We start from the raw sequence: 20,256 nt of genomic DNA, 5'->3' as shown, positions 1-20,256 counted from the left end.
GCGTCCATCCTCAGCTTCAAAAATACGTTCTTCACAACCCGTAGTGAAGTCATAGCCACCACGTGTTTGTGTTTTTCTATCCATATATTCTGCGCCAACTGTAATAAAACCATTATCCATGGTTTTACCCCAAAGTGCGGATAAATTGACCTCTTCACCGCCATCACCTTTCGGTTGACTATATGCTGCGTTAACTTCGAAACCTTCAACATCTTGTTTGAGAATAACGTTGGCAACACCAGCAACGGCGTCAGAACCATAGACAGTTGAAGCGCCGTCAAATAAGTTTTCAATGCGCTGAACCATAATACCAGGTATTAAGTTCAAATCTGGAGATGTTGGCGCTCCGCCAACACCAGCAGGTGCCATACGTCGACCATTAATAAGAACCAAAGTACGTTCGGCACCTAAACCACGGAAACCAATCGTACTTGCGCCTGGACCGTTATCAAGAACCTAACCACCAAATGAGTTGTCAATCTGGATCCCTGCCGATTGGTTAGTCGACTGCAGCATTGAACTAGCGTCAAACATACCCATTTCACGAGAAACGTCACCGCTAATCACCTGAATTGGAGAAGCTTGTGAGAACTCAGCTTTACGAATACGAGAACCTGTAACAACGACACGCTCTTGTATGTCTTCAGCCCCTAATAGATCTTCTTGCTCAGTTTGCAGCTTTGTCTCTTGTGGAGCCACTTCCTCTGCTGCCTCTGCAGCGTAAATATTACCTGCAAAAGCTGTGGCACCAAGTAGTAAGGAATACCTTACTGCCGTGGACAATAAATTTCGTTTAAACATACTTTCTCCCTTAGTCCCAACTCGTCCCACGTGATTACAAATCGCATGTAGTTGGATAATAGTTATTATATATTTTTTGCATCATTGAGTTTGCAATCTGTTAACCTGAGGTTAACGATATCCATATCAACATGTAAAATCTACATTCTTTATTAACCTTAAGTCAACAATTGGTGAGTGATAAGTATGAAGATGCACTAAAGCACAATGTTTAAGTTGTTGCGCAGGAGGAAGAAGTGCGGATTTTTTATAAAGGTAAGGTTAGCGCGGAGCCAGTAGGGCGTTATTTGACCATTACTACACAATATATTTAACAACTCCAATTGTGGCATTGAAACTTATTCGGCTTGATTTTGTGAAAAATTAGGTATTTAAAATGCAATAAATAGAATCAGCCCTAGTTTGGTCTAATCACATCAGACACTTAATTTTAAGGCAATATGGTCTCTCTGTCGGTTAAGCGAGAGACTGAAAAACATCCATAATTTTTTCTTGTACAGAGTGTGACTCTGCGACCGATTGGCTTACTTGGCCTTCCTGTTATTTAATCTAAGCTCCAACTCAAACCCGCTACTCAACCCACTAAGCTCAGCCGCAAATGCCCCGATTGTGGTTTTTAACATAATTAACCCAAGACTAATGGGCCAAAAACACCGATAATTCCCCCTTAATGACTCATTACCAATGACGCGACTTGGTCGATGGGCTGCTACAGACTCGCATATTTAGTGGAAATCATATTCAATGGAAATCAAAGTTAATTTTCTCGACAATCTTAGACTTGAAGCCAAGTTTGATGATTTTACCGTGACCGCCGATCAACCGATCCGCTACAAAGGTGATGGTTCTGCTCCTAGTCCGTTTGATTATTTCTTAGCGTCGTCAGCCCTGTGTGCGGCCTATTTCGTGAAGGTGTATTGCAAAGCCCGCGATATTCCAACGGATAACATCAGACTGTCGCAGAACAATATTGTTGATCCAGAAGATCGCTACAACCAGATTTTCCAAATTCAGGTTGAATTGCCAGAAGATATTTCCGATAAAGATCGCGAAGGTATTTTGCGTTCAATTGACCGTTGTACCGTTAAAAAAGTGGTGCAAACGGGTCCAGAATTTAAGATTGAAACCGTTGAAAACCTAGACGCAGACGCCAATGCCATGCTGATGGGCCAGCCTAATGGCGCCTCGAGCACCTTTATTCTGGGTAAAGATCTGCCACTGGAGCAGACCATTGCGAATATGACGGGAATGCTCGCCGATCTTGGAATGAAGATTGAGATCTCATCATGGCGTAACATAGTGCCGAACGTCTGGTCACTGCATATTCGTGACGCCGCTTCGCCAATGTGTTTTACCAATGGTAAAGGCGCGACCAAAGAAAGCGCACTGTGCTCGGCACTCGGCGAGTTTATTGAGAGGTTAAATAACAACTTTTTCTATAATGATCAATTCTTTGGTACCGAAATCGCTAATAGCGAATTTGTGCATTATCCCAATGAAAAGTGGTTTGCGTTAGAAGAAGACGATGCGCTGCCAGCGGGAATTCTGGATGACTATTGTTTAGAGATTTATAACCCAGACGATGAGCTGTGCGGTTCGCACTTGATTGATACCAACTCAGGTAATGTTAAGCGCGGTATCTGTGCGATTCCTTACACCCGTAAATCTGACGGTGAAACGGTTTATTTCCCATCGAACCTGATTGAAAACTTGTTCTTAAGCAATGGCATGAGTGCGGGTAATAATCTGCAAGAAGCCCATGTACAGTGCTTGTCAGAGATTTTTGAGCGCGCTGTAAAACGCCAAATCATTGAGCAAGAAATTGTCCTGCCCGATGTGCCTATGTCTGTACTCGAAAAGTACCCAAGCATCCTCGCAGGCATTAAGGGCTTAGAAGAGCAGGGCTTCCCGGTTGTGGTCAAAGATGCCTCACTCGGCGGCCAGTTCCCTGTGATGTGCGTGACCCTGATGAACCCGAAAACCGGCGGCGTGTTTGCCTCATTTGGTGCGCACCCAAGCTTTGAAGTGGCACTAGAGCGCAGCTTAACAGAGCTGTTGCAAGGCCGTAGCTTCGAAGGCTTAAACGACGTGCCAAAACCAACCTTTAACAGCATGGCGGTCAGCGAGCCAGAAAACTTTGTTGAGCATTTTATTGATTCAACAGGAGTGATTTCATGGCGCTTCTTTAGCAGTAAATTTGATTATGAATTCTGCGAATGGGATTTTTCTGGCACCAGCGAAGAAGAAGCCAACGGCCTGTTTGGCATCTTAGAAGCGTTAGGTAAAGAGGTGTATATCGCCGAGTTTACCGATTTAGGCGCATCGGCGTGCCGTATTTTAGTTCCTGATTATTCGGAGATTTATCCAGTTGATGACTTGATTTGGGATAATACCAACAAGGCGCTGGCGTACCGTGAAGATATCTTAAATCTACATTCGTTAAGCACTAAGCAATTGGCTAATTTGGTCAATCGTTTAGAAGAAAGCCAACTCGATAACTATACGGATATTCGCACCTTAATCGGCATTGTATTTGATGAAAATACCGTTTGGGGTCAGCTCACGATTATCGAGCTTAAGATCCTGATTTATTTGGCACTCGGTGCGCATGAAGACGCGATTGAGCTAGTCGGCGAGTTCCTGCAGTTTAACGACAATACCGTTAAACGCGGCCTGTTTTATCAAGCCATGAATGCTGTGCTAGAAGTGACTTTAGATGAAGAGTTAGAACTTGATGATTTTATCCATAACTTCACCCGTATGTTTGGTGAGGAAGTGATGGAGCAAGTGGTTGGCAGTGTTACAGGAAAAATACGTTTTAGCGGTTTAACTAAGACCAGCATGCAGCTCGAGGGTATTGAGCCGCATTTAAGATTGATTGAAAGCTATAAAAAACTGCATCAAGCCCGTAAAGCTGCGAAAGACGCGAATTAATTCTGTTATTTAGCATTAGCTTAATGTGTTTAAAAGCGAACCTTAGGGTTCGCTTTTTTGTTGGCTGCCTTTTGATGCGTGCTGCTTATGAGCACTTGTGGCTATCACTTATTAAGGGCGCTTGTTATTGCTATGTGTGGTTTGAAATGTTCAACCCAGCTCAGGCGGTATTTGATATAACTCGATTTTTACCGTTACGTTTAGCTTGATACAAGGCGGCATCGGCCCGCTTAAGCGTGTCTTCATAGGAAGTATCCAATGCTTCTATGCTGGCGACCCCGATACTTACTGTGGCAAATAAGTCTTTAACCGCATATTTTTGCAGTTCAGTGTAAAAGCAATCGCAGAGGTATTCTGCAAATTCAACCGCTTGCGAATGCTCGACACCGGGCAGGGCAATCACAAATTCATCACCACCAAAACGATACGCGCTATCGGTTTTTCTAAATTGTGTACGACAGGTTTCGGCAACGGCGATGATAATTTGATCGCCAGCATAGTGACCTAGCTGATCATTGATGGACTTTAAGTGGTCTAAATCGAGGATCAAGATTGAGGTGGGCGTACGGTGGCGCTGAAAAGTGTCGAATTGAACGATTAAGTCACGTTCTAAGCGGCGGCGATTATATAACCCTGTGAGCTGATCGGTGTCGCTGAGCTGACGCAGTTGTAGTTCAAGCTCATGCCGCTTTGAAATATTACTGGCGACCCAGAGCACCACAGGTTCATCATTGACGAGAAAATCTAACGCCTGAATTCGCCCCTCAAACCAAATGGGTTTATCTGGGCCCGCATCGGGCAAGCCTTTGACATCTTTATTGCTAAGTTCATATTCCTCAATCAGTAATGTTCGGCTAGCCAAAGCTTGCTCAATAATGCCTAAGAAGTAATTTGTTTTATTGGGGTTTAATACATCGGTAAGGTACAAGCCGACTAAGCCACTGCCATCGTGGTAATAACGCCCATCTTTACCGCCGAATACAGCCACGTACCGACCACTTTTTGACAATATTAAGGCAGGATCTGGCAGTGCATCGAGGATTAACGCCATCTGTTCAATATTGATCATCAATTAAGATCCCTGTGGAAAGTCACTTAACTTTATGTCTGCGTGTCCAAGTCATCATTACGAGCCGCTCTTTGGAGCTTTATTTAGCCGCCAATGAATCCCGCTAACTCATAATAATCTAGCCGCTTTGGGTTTGAACAACAAATCATTACGGCACGGCGTACAATTTATTTGTCGTCATGATTTTGCCAAGTCACTCACGCGATTGATACCACAAAGCCATTACTCGTTCTTTGCCTATCATAATGACTCTTAAGTGATGTTTTGCTTTGGCGTGTGTGCTTATGTTCAAAAAGCTTAATTATGGCGCTTAGTGGGCAGATGATTTTCGAGTAGACTTAGAAGCTCAATTGCGGTTTTAATTTTATCCAGGGATTTATCATGCACACTGCCGATGATTTTATTGAACATTTAGCGCTAGAACAGCATGTTGAGGGCGGCTATTACCGCTCATCCTATCGTTCTGAAACGCCGTTTGATCAGACTCGGGCATTATGGAGCAGTATCTATTTTTTACTGCGCACGGGGGAAGTTTCCCACTTTCACCGACTAACCGCCGATGAAATGTGGTACTTCCATGCAGGACAATCGCTCACCATTTATATGATTGACCCTGAAGGTGTGTTAACCACGGCGCAATTAGGGCTTAATTTAGCGGCGGGTGAGCGACCACAGTTTTTAGTCCCTAAGGGCTGTATCTTTGGTTCAGCCATGAATCAACCCGGTTTTTCGCTCGTGGGCTGCATGGTGTCCCCCGGTTTTACCTTCGATGATTTCAAGCTATTTAGCCAAAAAACGTTACTAGCCCACTATCCACAGCACAGCGAAATCATCAAACGTCTGAGCCGCTAGTGGTGTAAAAAAGCGCGTCCATTAGTGCGTGAATTAACCCATTAATGAGTGAGAGTTCGATTCGGTCGAAATTGCATCATTCTGCTAATTCGGCGCTATTCAGTGTCGTTAAATTTGGCTCAATAGTAAGATATCCCCGCGGCAAGGCTTGTCTATTGGCGTTTAACCACGTAAAACAGGCTTTTTGGCGTACCTCTATGTACCAAGTGTTAGGAGTAATTGAATTTGGAACACTTAGTGTGGGAGCTCGATCCTGTATTAATCTCGTTTATGGGACTAAAAATACATTGGTATGGAGTCTTGTTTGCTGTTGCTATCACTGCCGGTTTTCAGGTGATGAAGCGGATTTATATCAAGGAAAACCTCGATGTCGAGTCCCTTGATAATCTACTGATTTATTGTGTGGTTGGCATCATAGTGGGCGCGCGTTTAGCCCATTGTATTTTTTACGATCCGGCTTATTACTTTGCCCATCCGCTTAAGATTTTGGCGATTTGGGAAGGTGGACTCGCCAGCCACGGTGGGGGTTTAGGGGCGATTCTGGCGCTGTATTATTACCAACGCAAAGTGAAGCTGCCATTCCTGTTTTTGTTGGATAGACTCGCGATCGCCACCGCCATTTTTGGCTTTTTTGTGCGTATGGCGAACTTTGCCAACTCAGAGATTTTAGGCGATCCAACGACTAAACCTTGGGGCATTATATTTGCCCGTGTTGATATGTTGCCAAGACATCCGGCGCAGCTTTATGAGGCTTTTGCCTATTTGGCTATTTTTATTGCGCTTTATGCTCTGTATCAATTTACGCAGATTAAACAACGGCATGGCGCGATTTTCGGCCTGTTTCTGGTGTCGGTATTTAGTGCGCGAATTGCGATTGAATCGATTAAAGTCAGCCAAGCGGCTTACTCTGAATCAGTGCTAAGTGCGGGACAACTTCTGAGCTTACCGTTTTTAGCCGTAGGTATAGTCTTGTTGTTCTTGGCGTATCGAAAGAAAACCGTTTAAATTTAAATATCAAACGGTTAAAAAAGGCTTTCTATCTAGATAGAAAGCCTTTTTTATGAATTAATCATCAAGTATGACGTTAGGCTGTCTTCACTATATTGGTCACCTGCACCATGGCATCCCGAGCGGAACGGCTCACGCCCGAGAGTTGGAAGAAACCATGGATGACGCCAAGATAACGACGGCAGTGGGCATTGACGCCAGCCTCTAATAGATTCCTAAATAGCTGTTCACCTTCATCGACGAGTGGATCGAATTCGGCGGTGATGATATGGGTTTCGGGTAAGCCTGCTAAGTCATCACGGCGTAGTGGACTGGCTTCGGCATCGGTTCTGGGGTGCCAATCTAAATACAGATCGAAACCTGTTAGCAAGGTGTCGCGGGTGATGATGTATTTCTCGCCATTGTCGCTATAGCTTTGGCTCTTCGCGGTGGCATCGAGCATAGGATAGATAAGCACTTGTTTGTGTGGCAACCATTGCCCTTTGGCTTTTAAACGCAGGCAAGTGACTAGGGCTAAATGGCCGCCGGCGCTGTCGCCCATTAGGGTGATCTTGGTGTTATCACCGCCCCATTGGTGGCAATGTTGATAGATGACTTCTGCTGCATGGCAGGCATCGTCGTGGGCGGCGGGATAAACATGTTCTGGGGCGAGGCGATAGCGAACGGCAATCACCAGTGCGCCAGCATCATTGGCGAGTTTACGCAGTTGTTGATTGTGGGTTTCAACGCCGCCACTGACAAAACAGCCGCCATGGTAGTAAATGACAACGGGTAAATCGTTTACTGCCGAAGGTTTGAACAGGGTCAATTCTGCGCCATCGATAGAAACTGCGCGCACCTCGAACACCTCTTCCGCTTCACCTGCGAGTACCGTGCTGGCGATATAACCTTGTCTACGTTGCTCAATGGTCTGCTCTCGCACCGATGGACAACCCGCCGCGATAAACTCGCTAACCAATTGTTTAATTCCCTCTTCTAAATAGAGTTGGCTCATTTAATACTCCCTCAATGTTCAGTGCGCTCGGCTGTTCTGTAATGGGCAGAGTTTATCGGCAGCTTAACGGAATTGGTAGCCAAGATTAATGCTCAGCTATGAGCTTTGTTATGGGCTTATCATGATGGCGGAAGTTAACTTTGGCATTAACTCAGTAATGAATACGGTTGCAGCCAGCATCTTTTTCACGATCACAGATTGAGTTGTAGTGTGTCATGTAAGAAAATTACCAACTAAATTGACTGACAGGCTTTATGCACTTAAATTTCCGCCTGATTGTGTGTTAGTTAGCACTAGGTTGTCTATTTGTGAAAGTTGCTTTCAGTCTCTTGGCTAAAATATAGGTTGCCAAGATACCGTTTGAGCGACACATTGAGCCAGCGCTCACATCGTTATCCGTACTCTATTTGCAGGAATTCTTCGTGGCTAAAGCACCCAAAACATTGCAACAACGCATGAGCATAGTCGCCCTCACTTGGCCGATTTTTGTCGAGACCTTGCTGCAATCACTGCTTGGGATCAGCGACATTTTTATGCTCAGCCATTATTCCGATAATGCGGTTGCAGCGGTGGGACTCACGACTCAACTGATGTTCTTCATGATGGTCATGTCCATGATGGTGAGCACAGGCGCGAGCATCTTGATTAGCCAGAACAATGGCGCAGGCCAGTCGCAACAGGCGGTCGATATCGGGGTGGCAAGTGTCGCATTGAGCTTAGGACTCGCCTTGATCATGGGGGCCTCTATGTTCTTCGGCGCTAAGGGGATTATCGGCCTGTTTGCGCTTGAACACGATGTGGCAGGCTTTGGATATGACTACTTAGTGATTTGCGGCAGCTTGAGTATTGGCTTGGTCATGAACATCGCTTTTGCTGCGATTTTAAGAAGTTACGGCTTTACCCGCTCGGCCATGTTAGTTACCTCAAGCACAGGCTTGATGAACGTCATCGGTAATTATATTGCCCTGTATTCTCCTTTTGGCTTGCCTGTTTATGGGGTAACAGGGGTGGCAATTTCCACCGTCACCAGTCAGATCATCGGCGCTGTGATCATGCTGATGGTGATCCGGCACAAGCAAATTCCGCTGCCACTGCAACGACTTAAGTTACTGCCGCGCAGCACTTATTGGAGCGTGATGCGTATCGGTTTGCTCAATGCCGGCGAGATGCTGTCTTACAATGTAGCTCAGATGACCATTATCTATTTTATCAGTCAGATGGGGACGTTATCGCTCACGGCTTATACCTATGGGCTAAACATCAGCCGGTTTATTTATTGCTTTGCGGTGGCGCTCGGACAGGCGACGCAAATTCAGACCGGATACTATGTTGGCAAACAATGGTTCGATGAAATCACCACTCGGGTGCAGCGTTACTGTCTAGTGGGCTTTATGGTTTCCCTTGGTATCGTCTTAGTATTCTACTGGCAGCGATTCACTATTGTTGGCTGGCTAAGTGAAAACGAAGAAGTCATCCAACTGACAGCGTTATTACTTGCAGGTTCAATCGCGCTCGAAACGGGGCGGGTGTTTAATCTGGTGATAATTTCGGCATTAAAAGGCGCGGGTGATGTGGCGTTTCCTGTGCGGGTTGGCCTCTTTAGCATGTGGGGCATTGGCGTGCTATTGGCATGGTTCTTTGGCTTGCATTTAGGTTACGGCGTGCTTGCAGCATGGCTTGCCGTTGCGGCAGATGAATGGATCCGCGGCCTGATTATGGTGTATCGCTGGCGCTCGTGCCGCTGGCAGCGTTTTACGCGTATTCCGCCAGTAACCCCAGCTTAAACCGCGCTGATAACAAAAGGTCAGCACTTATTGGCTGCCCCATTTGCCCGATTTCAGTAGTTCATTTTTAAATTGTAGATACCTTGGATGCCCTTCATAGGTTTCGATTTCCATAGTGCTGTAGGGGGCAAAAATAGCCCCTGGAATTTGGCATCCTCTAGTAAGAACGTCTTCTAATGAGGGCATAAAACATTCTTTAATCGGGTCAAAATGGATTTTATAACTGGCATAGCCGCGCGCAACAAATCTATCGGTTATGGTTTTGAATAGCTGTCCAAAAGGCGTGTCGAGCGTCTCCGGCGTGGAGTAATAAAAGCCTTGTCCGTACCAGTAGAGTAATAAGGCGGTACCTGCGTCGCAGAGTGGATGTTCGATAATCGCCCTGACCATGTCGGGATCATCGTTATCCCAATTCAAGTTGGCCGCGACAAAATGCAATTCCTCCATACTTTGTAAGTCACTGATACAGGTGATTTGTGTCGCCGCTTTGCCAAAGTAGGTACTGTCTTGATGTAAAAAGTCGTAATCGGGATCGGCGAGTAATTTGGCGAGTTGTTGTTGATTGGCAAAACAGCCAAATTCTGCGCATTCATAGGCGCGAATAAATTGTTCTTGTGAGAGTAATTTAGCCAAGGGAATCCTTTCTTTTTATAGAAAACACAGTTTATAAAAAAGACAGCGTCAGCCTTTACGTAGTAAAAGGCTGACATAGAAGAAAAGGAGCGTAAAACGTTACGCTTGCTCTTGCAGCAGGGTACGACACAGCTTGATAAAGTCGGATGAGGTGACGATACCGAGTACCTTTTTATCAACATCGACAACGGGCAAGCAGCCGAGTTTGTTTTCGATAAAATATTCCACCACCACAGTTAAGGGCTCGTCGGCGGTAAGATGCTGATAGTCTTGGTCCATCACGGTTGTGATCGGCGTGTATCGCTCTTTACGATCGAGCGCGCCTTGGCCGTATTTATTCAACATAGTCATCACGCTGGCGATCATCTTTTTATGGGTGAGTACGCCAACGAGGGTGCCATCAATTTCAGAAATCACAGGTAAGTGGCGTACGCCACGGGTTTGCATCAGATGGTGGGCATCTTTCAAACTGGCGCCATCGCTGATGCAGATGACTTGATCACTCATAATATCGCTGACTTTCATTGTTAAATTCCTTTTCTTGCCATTCTTAGGCGTGCATTTAACACGCTGCGTTAGCCTGCACCGATGTTAGCAGCTTCCTTGTTCGCTGCGCCAGCCCTGCTTAAATAAAGTACGCCATTCAGTATAAGTATTTGAATTGATAGAAATCATAAAAGGCTGACAAAGATGTCACAAATGTGTAACAGTGATGTCTCACAATCGGGGTCTCATTAGACCTCATACCAGTGAAGCCTTTTCTAACAAGGAATAATAATAATGAATCGTACCGTAACTCGTCGTGACTTTTTGGCTATGTCGGCCAAAGGTGTTGGCGTTGCTGTGATCTCTTACGGCTTGATGGGCTGTAGTGATAGTAATGATGATAATTCTGTACCTGCACAATTTTTACATGGGATTGCCAGTGGCGATCCTGCGATTGATGCTGTGATCCTTTGGACCCGTGTCACGCCTGAATCTGAGGGCGATGTAAAAGTGAGTTGGCAAGTGGCAAGCGATGCGGCCTTTGCTCAATTAGTGACCACGGGTGAGATGGTCACTAATGCAAGCCGTGACTACACGGTTAAGATTGATGCCCGCGGCTTACGTGCTGGCCAAAACTATTTTTATCGCTTTATGACAGGTGACAAAACCTCAGCCGTGGGTAAAACCCGTACTCTGCCTGAGGGCGATGTGAGTTCTGTCAAACTGGCGGTGATGTCCTGTGCGAACTTTCCAGCCGGATACTTTAACGTATATGAATTAGCAGCGGCGCAGGATGACTTAGATGCCGTGGTGCATTTAGGCGATTACATCTATGAATATGCCCGTGGCGGTTATGCCAGTGAGCATGCTGCAGAGCTTGGCCGTGAAGTCTTACCGGCCACTGAGTTGCTGACGTTGGGCGATTATCGCACCCGTTATGGCCAGTACCATACCGATGCGAGCCTGCAAAAGTTACACGCGAAAGTGCCTTTTATCACAGTGTGGGATGACCACGAAGTGGCCAACGATACTTGGCGTGATGGCGCCGAGAATCATAACGAAGGCGAAGGCGATTTTGCCGTCCGCAAAGAAGCGGCACTGCAAGCTTATTTCGAATGGTTGCCTATTCGTCCATGGCGCGAAGGGAACCATGAAGAGATTTACCGCAGCTTCAGTTACGGAAATCTCGTCGACCTGCACATGCTCGATACCCGTGTATTGGCCCGTGATAAACAGCTCGATTATGCTGATTATATGGATCCGACAACGGGTTCGTTTGCGGGTGAGCGTTTCCTTGCCGATGTGACTTCGACCACTCGCACTATGCTGGGTCTGACGCAATTGTTATGGCTGCAGGGCACTCTGCTGCAAGCAACGGGCAAGTGGCAGGTGTTAGGGCAACAGATTTTGATGGGCAAGATGTCATTGCCAGCGGCGATTGCGACTCAGCAGATGAGCATTCCCCAATATGCCATGTTAGGCGCGTTAGCTAAGCTAGCGGCGCGTGCGGCGGCAAATGATCCCACACTGACCGCCCAAGAGTTGCAATATCTTCAGGCTAATCAAGCTTTACTAACCCCAGAAGTTATCGCACTGCTGCAATTACCTGCCATTCCATACAACTTAGATGCTTGGGACGGTTACGCCTACGAGCGTGAGGTGATTTTAGGTACGGCTAAATCGAAAAACCTCAACCTAGTCGTGATCGCGGGCGATACCCATAATGCTTGGGCTAACGAGCTTAAAGATGTGGATGGCGATACCGTTGGGGTGGAGTTTGCGACCAGCTCAGTGTCTTCACCAGGTCTTGAGTACTATTTGAATCTGCCCGCTGAGCAGATCCCTGCGACTGAGGCGGCGATCGTCGAGTTAGTGCCAGATCTTAAGTACGCTAACTTAAGAGATCGCGGCTTTATGACGCTCACTTTCACCGCTGATGAGGTGCGCAGCGACTGGCATTATGTGGATACCATTCTATCGAAGGATTTCCAAGCGGCACCGGCACGTGGTTATAGCGCCAAGGCAAAAGTGGGCGAGCATGTGATTACGCCTATCGTTTAACGCAGGTATTTATTCGTTGTTTTTAGGCCACCTTAGGGTGGCCTTTTTGTTGCATTTTGCCTAAAAAGGCAAAATAAATGTCTGTTGTCACGCAAGTTCTTACTATTACTGCAGCACATCGCATTTTTTTGGTATAAAATTCGCTCCCAAAATTCGGCGGCTGCCTACACTTGCTAAGGCAAAGCTGTTTTAGTGTTTTGGGAACCTTTACCCGCCGAACAGACCTTACAGGGGTCATAAGCTTTAACGACCTAAGAATAAAATCAATGTGATGGGGACTGTGTCATGTCAGAAAAGTATTTTGTTACCGCGCAGCAATTGCTGGAAGATTCATTTTTATTAGCTTCGCAAGTGTATGAGAGTGGCTTTCGTCCGCAGTTTATCGTGGGTATTTGGCGTGGCGGCGCTCCAATCGGGATCGCGGTACAGGAATTTTTCGACTTTAAACAAGTAGAAACCGATCACATTGCCGTGCGTACTTCTTCCTATTATGGGATTGGTACCGACAAGCAAAGCAAAGAAATCAAAGTTCACGGCCTGCATTACATCGTTGAAAATGCGAACGCAAGCGACGGTTTATTGATTGTGGATGACGTGTTTGACTCTGGCCGCAGTATCCATGCATTAAAAGAAAAACTCGGTCAGTTGATGCGCCTGAATATGCCAACTGATATCCGTATCGCTTGCCCTTATTACAAGCCAAAAAATACCGCCGTGCCATTAAAGCCTGACTATTACATCCATGCCTCTGAAGACTGGTTAGTGTTCCCGCATGAAGTCACAGGTTTAACGCCGGAAGAAATTGCCGAAGGCAAGGGCGATTTAAAGAATATCCAGCACCTGTTTAAATAACCTGAATTCGGGATAATGAGTGTCGAAAAATCTAAGTTTAGCAAGTTAAATCAATAATATAAGTGATTTATTTGAAACGAAAAATCTATTTTCTGACTGAATGCGCAGATTTTTGCGCATATCAAGGCGCTCTGTCGTACGCCATAGCGAGCTATGGTTAGACAGAGCAACGCAGAGAGGCCCGAAAAGATGCCTATTCAGCGGCTCTGCTTATCCCGAGCTCAGGTTAAATAGCTTGCTCGCGGCGAAATATAGACTATTTTCGCAATAAAAAAATGCGTTAACGAGCAATCGTTAACGCATTTTTTGTTTTCTATATCGATGACTTATAAATCCATACAGTTCGCATAGTAAGTCACAGTGGCGGGCCAGTCGGAGAATACTCCAATCACACCGACATCTTTAGCTAACACATCGAGTAATTCAAAGGTATCGCCTTCGTTATCTATGGCTTCGGTAATGCTTTGATAATAAAAGCCGCCACCATTTTTTAATAATCCAGAACGTTCCAGCGACCAAGTGATGATCTTAAGCCCAGCGCCTTTGGCGGCCTTAGCGTATTCCGAAGGAATGATTTTCTTATCCGCATCTAAGGCGACTAAAACCCAGAGTGGCGGCGCAATAATTTCGACGCCTTGGGTTTTCAAATCTGCCATTGATGGTGACCAAGTGGCAGAGTTTTGCGGATCGAAAGCGCTGTTATAATCGTATCTGTCATCGAGAAATACGGCTTGTTTCGCAAACTCAGGTGCGTTGGCGACCCAATATTTGATGTCATCTAAGATAAATGATTGAGGGAATACTTGCGAAGCATCGACGCCTGCCGCCGTGTATTCATCTAACATTTTTTGCGCGTAATCCTGCTGAGTAAAACCATCGAATGGCATAGATACGCTGGCGGCTTTGAGCTCTGGCGTCATCTTCACACCAGCTTTTTTAAACATTTCAATACTTTCGGCGTGGGTCATCAAGGTGCCATTGCCAGCGTAGAGATCGGTGCGCCAGCTTGGAGTGCCATTGATGAATTCGGCCGCAGTGGTCGCTTTAGGATTGCTGCCTTCCATCTTACCCTTGAGGGTTTTAAATTCGGCGAGGGTGATATCGCTGGTGCAACAGGTCGCCGATGCGCTGACGCCATTGGCTGCATCAGCCGGAGTGAATGGGCTCGAACATTTATTGGCCAGTTCAGGCACGGCTAAAATGTTGGTCGTGCTGGCAAGATCGCACTGTGAGTGGCGGCACACTAAGGCTTTATCGGCGGTGAAGGTGACATCACATTCAACTATGCCAGCGCCCGAATCGATAGCCGCTTGGTAGGATTCCTTTGTATGCTCAGGGAATTGCATTGGTGCGCCACGGTGGCCGATGGAAAACTCGCTGCGATAAAAATTGTCAGTGGTGCATTGTTCTAAGCGGGTTTTAAGTGTGCTGTCTTGCATTTGACGCACGAGGAATAAAGGTCTTTCTCCCACTTGAGCCGGAACAGGTTTGCTGGCAGGTGGCGTGACTTCTGTGTTGTTATCGTCACTATTGCAACCAGCTAATAAAGCGCTGGTGGCAATTAACAGGCCGAGTGAGAGCGACGAAATAGGGCGTAGTTTCATCAGATTTACCTATGAGTAATGATGTAAATTATTAATATTAATCAGAAACTCTAAAGTGTTAATGTGACTAAAAAAGCCTATTTTTATGACATAAACAAGAATATATACCGTTTGCACGACGATTATCTAAAGCACGCTAGCTTGCGATGAACAGCCATAGACAGAGGATGAGCGGGATATATGCGCAGTGTTGTTTTAGACTTGAGAATTGACTCCACTGGGCGAGTCGATGAAACTGGCATGAATATTTTCATCTGGGCGATCTTTCTGGGCCGAAATCAAGTACACTGCGCTCCTTTTGTTTTATGATGAGCGTTTGGTTCGCTTGATAAGACAAACGTGACAAGCATCATTTAGGAAATAGAGCAGAATGAGCAAGGGCAAAAAATACGATTTTCGCGTGACACAGGGCGACAAAGGTTGGAAAACTGAAATCACTCGTCGCATGACATCAACTAAAACGGTTGTGTCTAAGAGCCATGATGGTTTTGCGACCGAAGCTGAAGCGCAAGCTTGGGGCTTAACAGAATTACAAGTGTTTTTAGGCACGTTAACTGAGCGCAATAAACGTCGTTCAGAGAAACAAGCTAAAGCAAAATTAGCGGCAGCATTAGCGGCTGAAGCGGCAACTGATGCCGAAGATCTTGATGAAGATGATTTCGACGAAGAGTAACACTCACTCGTTTAGTATTGTCTTATCAAGCTAGTGTGACTGTTAGGGCGCGCATGACGTGTTCTGAAACGTCACTCTGGCTATGAATAACAAAAGGCGGATCTTAGGATCCGCCTTTTGTGTTTTTGTCGCTCAACCTCTTTGAGCTTATCAACTCATTTTTTCCTGTTCACTCCGCACGTTTTGGTCAATTGAGAGCCGTTATCGCTATAGTCTTGTTTTTAGAGAGTTTCAGCGCTATTGCGTATTCTATACCATTAATAAATAACGATAATTATTATCGTTTGGTTTACTTGGATTCGGGTCTGTGCTCATATGTAGAGAATTCGAACACACGTTTAATTTTATTAAGGTAAGGGAACTCCTATGAAACTACTTCAATCCAGTTTATTGCTGTGTTTGTCGGCTTCGGCAACCATGAGTTATGGCCAAGCCTTAGATGGAGAGGCGTTACGCTTGCTACAGGCGTCGCTAAAGGATTCGACTTTGGATGCACAAGCTCAGTTAACCAATACTAAGCGGGCATTGGCGTTAGATTTGAGCCATCAATATGCGCAGCTTGCGCCTATCTTACAGACTGAAATAAACCAGTATCAGTTGGCAGTAAATGCCGATGACATTCTGTCTCAGCATAGGCTCAATGATAATGTGATCACCAAAGCCGATGCGTCGATTCGCCGAGTGAAAGGCTTAAGTGCCAAAGCAGATTCTCTGGTGCAAGTGCGTCTGGCGGATGAAACCATGTTAACCCCATGGCAGCAAGGTGAGTCTCCTTTATTTGCCTATGAGCCCGATGGTGACGAGAGTCAGTGGGATTATATTGAAGCCTTTGATATTCATGGACAAGTGCATCAATTAGACGTGTATAACCTACCGCAGCAGCCGGTGTTTGTGGTCGGTATCGACAGTAAAAAAGCCTTTGTGGCTGGCTTAGAGGTGATGCGGGCGACATTTGCCGAAGCACAATCGGCGAAAAAAGATGGCGCGCTACTGAGCCGTGCGCAAACACAGGCGGTGGCAGACAAGCCTATTTCAACCACAGTGATCAAACAAATATCCTTGAAGGATGACCATGAGCCGTGGATTTCTGGTCGTGCCGAGATTTACGGCATAGTGACTGGGGTTGACCCGAGCCGTGAAGAACCTGTGCTCGATATCGTCGAAATGCCCTATTTAGATTATGCGGATACGACCTATTATCCGAATCAAATCATCATCCATTGGGAGCGTTATCGTTGGGCGGCTGCGGACATGATCCTAATGGAGCATGACGATGGCACTAACTATAAAGTGTTGGCCACTAAGTTGTTGGAAGCGGCGGAGCAGATCTTAAAGTCGATCCCCGATCCTGAAGCTCAGGGTTATGCGCTGATCCCACAAATCACCAATGGTATTTTAAGTGTGATGCCGGATGCTTGGTTCACCAATGACGATGACTTTGTCGACGTGTATTACACCTTACTGGAAGGGGTTGAATATCCTAACTTGAACGGCGCTAACGGTAATGCGATGACGAGCTTTGCGCCATTAGTTATCCAACCAAGGCCCTGATGAATTATTGCGGCTAAATGCGATGGCTGAAATGTAAAAGCGGATCCTAAGATCCACTTTTGTGTTTTTATCACTTAACGTTAGGTTAAGCCATTCACCTTAAGCTTTTAGCTTGAAACTACCTTGCATAATCGCCCAGTGACCTGGGAAGCTGCAGAAGAATTGGTAAGCTTCGGTAGCGCTCATGCCAGCAGTGCTAAAAGTTATAGATGTTGATTCGCCGCCGCCCACTAATGGCGTGTGAGCGATAACGCGAGTATCACCCGCTTTAACATAGGCTGCATCAGGACCGGCACTCATACCTTCAGTTGCGACGGCTGACATATCGGCTGCCTTAGTTAATACCCAGTTATGGCCCATAGCTGCTTTTGGCAAAGTGCCTGTGTGGGTTAAGGTTAAGGTCACTTCTTTACAGCTTGCAGGTACTGACAGCTCTTTAGTGTCAAATTGCATTGCATCAGTGGCGGCAATTTTCAGTTCACATTCGTTGGCACTCGCTTGGCTAGCGAATAATAATCCTAGGCCGATTAGGCTAGTGCTGGTCACGTTACGTAAAGCTGTGCTTTTTGCTTTCATCTGGTACTTCCTTAGTTGAACAAGGGTAGCCGAGTCCTTTTGACTCGGACATGCGCCTACCAGAATAAGCAATCTTCATTAAATGGGAATGAAATCAGCGTGTAAATTATGTATATGCAACTTTCGTTTGAGTACTGCATTCTCTGTGACTGCAAAATTCTGTAACGGCAAAATCGCTAGCGGTAAACATAGACGAGCGAGTACTGAGCTGGAACCAACTAAATACTCGCGGATTATCATTAATGGATTTGATTTATAGCTATGATTTATAAGTGATAATTTAGATGAGCGGACTCAGGGCGTCTAACTCAAAGTCGCTTACTTTTTTAGTACGAAAGCTCCTGTCGATAGGGAATCGCACGTTGTGCGCCTTGGCGAGTCACTGTAATGGCACTGGCCGCATTGGCAAATCCCACGGCGGCAGCAATTGACATGCCTTCGCTCAAGCCGACGACTAGGGCGCCGTTGAAGGTATCCCCTGCAGCGACTGTGTCTATGGCTTGCACTTCAAGTGCGGGCACTAGTCCGGTAAAACCTTGGCTGCTGATATATGCGCCGCGACTGCCTAAAGTGATCACTACAATTCCTACACCTTGCTGGTGCAGAAGCTGCGCAGCCATTTGAGCATCATCGAGATGGTTAATTTCAACGCCAGTTAAAGCCTCTGCTTCAGTCTCATTAGGCGTAATCACATCAACCCATTTGAGTACATCGTGGCCAAGGGCGGTCGCTGGGGCGGGATTTAATACCGTCGTCACGCCAAGGTTTTTGGCCATTTTTAGTGCTTTTGCCACTGTGGCAGCAGGTGTTTCTAGTTGCGCTAACAAGTACTGCGCATTCGCAAACAGAGCATAGTGATTTTCTAAATCATCGGGTGAAAGAGTGGCGTTGGCACCCGCAGCAACACCTATGGTATTTTCACCGTTATCACCGATAAAAATCATCGCTGTGCCTGTACTCTGCTCCGCTATCTGGCTAATACCTTCTGTACTGATGCCATCTTTGATCCAGCTTTGACGCATATCATCGCCGATACTGTCTTGGCCGAGGTGGCAGATAAAGTCAGTGCGGGTGCCTGATTTAGCTAAACGCGCGCAGGCGACCGCTTGGTTGGCTCCTTTACCTCCCTGTTCGAGTCGATAGTCTCGGCTCATCAAGGTTTGCCCTGCTGCGGGCAGGTACTCAAATTTCATCACATGGTCGGCATTCGCACTGCCGATAACGAGTATCTGGCTCATAGAAAACTCACTGTTATTTTCATCTGCGATTGAGATAAGTTGGATCATAGACACGTAAACTGTCTACCAGTAAATCGACAAAACCGAGTCTGTCGAGCCCAAACAGCACAGTCGCATTGGCGGGTTTGCCAGTGAGTTGATAGCGATCAACCACTGTCATGCCTAAGGTCAGCTCGCTTTGGGTTTCAATCCCGACCCAGCAATCTTGTGCCTCAAACAGTTCAGGTTTGAGCAACCAAGCGATAGTACAGGGGTCGTGCAATGGCGCGCCAATAAAGCCCCATTTAGGATCTCTGTGGTAAATCATAAAGAAATCCAATAACTCGGCGACGCACTGAGCAATTGGATTTGGGATGGCGCGAATCCGTTCTATATCTTCATCCATGATTTGCGCTTGATGGGTCACATCGAGCCCGCACATAGTGATGGGAATGCCTGACTTAAAGACAATATCGGCGGCTTCGGGATCGACAAAAATATTAAACTCGGCAGCAGGCGTCCAATTACCGACACCCGCGGCGCCGCCCATCAGCACAATGCGCTCTATTTTCGGGTGTAGCTCGCTATGACTCGCCAGTAAAAGAGCAATGTTAGTCAGCGGCCCTGTGGGCACTAAAGTCACTGGCTGAGTGCTTTGGCGGATTTGCTGCGCCATCAGTTCAACGGCCGTTATGGCTTGTGGGCCGAAGCTCGGTTCGGGTAATACTGGGCCATCGAGGCCTGTCTCGCCGTGAACATTGTCGGCGATAATCAGTTCACGTGTTAGCGGTTTAGTGGCACCGCCTGCGACTGGGATATCACCACGGTTTAACAGGGTTAAGATCCGCAGGGCGTTGTTGAGGGTTTTATCTGGGGTTTGATTGCCAGCGCTAGTCGTGACGGCAAGGGGTACTAGGTCTGGGTGAGCTAAGGCTAAGATCAGCGCGATAGCATCGTCATGGCCGGGATCGCAATCAAGAATGATGTGACGAGTCATACTGTTACTCCTTTAAACAGCGGTACTGGATACTTAGAATAGCATGCCATAAGTTAGGCGCTAGCCTGTGGAGACCACTTGCAGAGTAAACTGTGAGCATTTTCGTCTTTTTATCAACAAGCTGCTAGAATTCCGCCCATTTTTGACATTAGGCGATGTTAGGT

Annotated in this window: 17 protein-coding genes and 1 pseudogene; 8 read left to right on the top strand and 10 right to left on the bottom strand. The window is 46.4% G+C overall.

What is annotated here, in order from left to right:
* Positions 1-246 precede the first annotated feature (246 nt).
* A pseudogene (locus tag NE536_RS17535) lies at positions 247-435 on the bottom strand (TonB-dependent receptor plug domain-containing protein); the annotation flags it as partial.
* Positions 436-456: 21 nt separating this feature from the next.
* Positions 457-801, bottom strand: a complete 345-nt coding sequence (locus NE536_RS17530; RefSeq protein ID WP_261273488.1) for a hypothetical protein — start codon at positions 799-801, stop codon at positions 457-459.
* Positions 802-1,545: 744 nt separating this feature from the next.
* Between NE536_RS17530 and NE536_RS17525 the strand changes: the two genes are divergently transcribed.
* Positions 1,546-3,735 carry an OsmC domain/YcaO domain-containing protein gene (locus tag NE536_RS17525; RefSeq protein ID WP_261273487.1) on the top strand — a complete coding sequence of 730 codons (2,190 nt, stop codon included), beginning with the start codon at positions 1,546-1,548 and terminating at the stop codon, positions 3,733-3,735.
* Positions 3,736-3,895: 160 nt separating this feature from the next.
* Here the strand turns inward: NE536_RS17525 and NE536_RS17520 are convergent, their stop codons facing one another.
* Complete coding sequence (locus tag NE536_RS17520) at positions 3,896-4,804, bottom strand: GGDEF domain-containing protein (RefSeq protein WP_261273486.1); 909 nt, start codon at positions 4,802-4,804, stop codon at positions 3,896-3,898.
* Between the two features lie 381 nt (positions 4,805-5,185).
* Between NE536_RS17520 and NE536_RS17515 the strand changes: the two genes are divergently transcribed.
* Together NE536_RS17515 and lgt are read left to right on the top strand one after the other, a co-directional pair.
* Positions 5,186-5,656: a cupin domain-containing protein gene (locus tag NE536_RS17515; protein ID WP_261273485.1), complete on the top strand. Its 471-nt coding sequence runs from the start codon at positions 5,186-5,188 to the stop codon at positions 5,654-5,656.
* Between the two features lie 225 nt (positions 5,657-5,881).
* On the top strand, positions 5,882-6,661 hold the full coding sequence (gene lgt, locus NE536_RS17510) for a prolipoprotein diacylglyceryl transferase (RefSeq protein ID WP_261273484.1): 780 nt from the start codon (positions 5,882-5,884) through the stop codon (positions 6,659-6,661).
* Positions 6,662-6,740: 79 nt separating this feature from the next.
* On the opposite strand, the gene NE536_RS17505 is transcribed toward lgt, so the two are convergent.
* Positions 6,741-7,658: an alpha/beta hydrolase gene (locus NE536_RS17505; protein ID WP_261273483.1), complete on the bottom strand. Its 918-nt coding sequence runs from the start codon at positions 7,656-7,658 to the stop codon at positions 6,741-6,743.
* A gap of 422 nt (positions 7,659-8,080) precedes the next feature.
* Here NE536_RS17505 and NE536_RS17500 point away from each other — a divergent pair, with 422 nt between their 5' ends.
* Entirely contained in the window at positions 8,081-9,442 is a 1,362-nt protein-coding gene (locus NE536_RS17500; protein WP_261273482.1) for an MATE family efflux transporter, read from the top strand.
* 27 nt (positions 9,443-9,469) lie between these two features.
* On the opposite strand, the gene NE536_RS17495 is transcribed toward NE536_RS17500, so the two are convergent.
* Positions 9,470-10,075, bottom strand: coding sequence for a DUF4274 domain-containing protein (locus NE536_RS17495; protein ID WP_259583299.1), 606 nt, complete (start codon positions 10,073-10,075; stop codon positions 9,470-9,472).
* A 99-nt stretch (positions 10,076-10,174) separates the two neighbouring features.
* Positions 10,175-10,600 carry a CBS domain-containing protein gene (locus tag NE536_RS17490; RefSeq protein ID WP_261273481.1) on the bottom strand — a complete coding sequence of 142 codons (426 nt, stop codon included), beginning with the start codon at positions 10,598-10,600 and terminating at the stop codon, positions 10,175-10,177.
* 255 nt (positions 10,601-10,855) lie between these two features.
* Here NE536_RS17490 and NE536_RS17485 point away from each other — a divergent pair, with 255 nt between their 5' ends.
* The gene (locus NE536_RS17485) at positions 10,856-12,622 is read left to right on the top strand and encodes an alkaline phosphatase D family protein (RefSeq protein WP_261273480.1); all 1,767 of its coding nucleotides are present in this window, start codon (positions 10,856-10,858) and stop codon (positions 12,620-12,622) included.
* A gap of 285 nt (positions 12,623-12,907) precedes the next feature.
* On the top strand, positions 12,908-13,474 hold the full coding sequence (locus tag NE536_RS17480; protein WP_006080219.1) for a phosphoribosyltransferase: 567 nt from the start codon (positions 12,908-12,910) through the stop codon (positions 13,472-13,474).
* Positions 13,475-13,800: 326 nt separating this feature from the next.
* Here NE536_RS17480 and NE536_RS17475 read toward each other — a convergent pair whose 3' ends face one another.
* On the bottom strand, positions 13,801-15,078 hold the full coding sequence (locus NE536_RS17475; protein WP_006080220.1) for a glycerophosphodiester phosphodiesterase family protein: 1,278 nt from the start codon (positions 15,076-15,078) through the stop codon (positions 13,801-13,803).
* Positions 15,079-15,448: 370 nt separating this feature from the next.
* Between NE536_RS17475 and NE536_RS17470 the strand changes: the two genes are divergently transcribed.
* Positions 15,449-15,751, top strand: a complete 303-nt coding sequence (locus tag NE536_RS17470) for a DUF3622 domain-containing protein (RefSeq protein WP_006080221.1) — start codon at positions 15,449-15,451, stop codon at positions 15,749-15,751.
* Between the two features lie 366 nt (positions 15,752-16,117).
* On the top strand, positions 16,118-17,302 hold the full coding sequence (locus tag NE536_RS17465; RefSeq protein ID WP_261273479.1) for a DUF3103 domain-containing protein: 1,185 nt from the start codon (positions 16,118-16,120) through the stop codon (positions 17,300-17,302).
* 99 nt (positions 17,303-17,401) lie between these two features.
* On the opposite strand, the gene azu is transcribed toward NE536_RS17465, so the two are convergent.
* The 3 genes from azu to rihA form a co-directional block, all read right to left on the bottom strand.
* On the bottom strand, positions 17,402-17,878 hold the full coding sequence (gene azu / locus NE536_RS17460; RefSeq protein ID WP_106651603.1) for an azurin: 477 nt from the start codon (positions 17,876-17,878) through the stop codon (positions 17,402-17,404).
* A 326-nt stretch (positions 17,879-18,204) separates the two neighbouring features.
* Entirely contained in the window at positions 18,205-19,116 is a 912-nt protein-coding gene (gene rbsK, locus NE536_RS17455) for a ribokinase (protein ID WP_261273478.1), read from the bottom strand.
* Positions 19,117-19,135: 19 nt separating this feature from the next.
* Positions 19,136-20,092: a pyrimidine-specific ribonucleoside hydrolase RihA gene (gene rihA, locus NE536_RS17450; protein ID WP_261273477.1), complete on the bottom strand. Its 957-nt coding sequence runs from the start codon at positions 20,090-20,092 to the stop codon at positions 19,136-19,138.
* Positions 20,093-20,256: the final 164 nt, after the last annotated feature.

Source organism: Shewanella septentrionalis (assembly GCF_025370265.1).
GTDB lineage: Bacteria > Pseudomonadota > Gammaproteobacteria > Enterobacterales > Shewanellaceae > Shewanella > Shewanella hafniensis.
The sequence above is the reverse complement of the archived record's forward strand: the minus strand, read 5'-3'. Positions and strand labels throughout refer to the sequence as shown.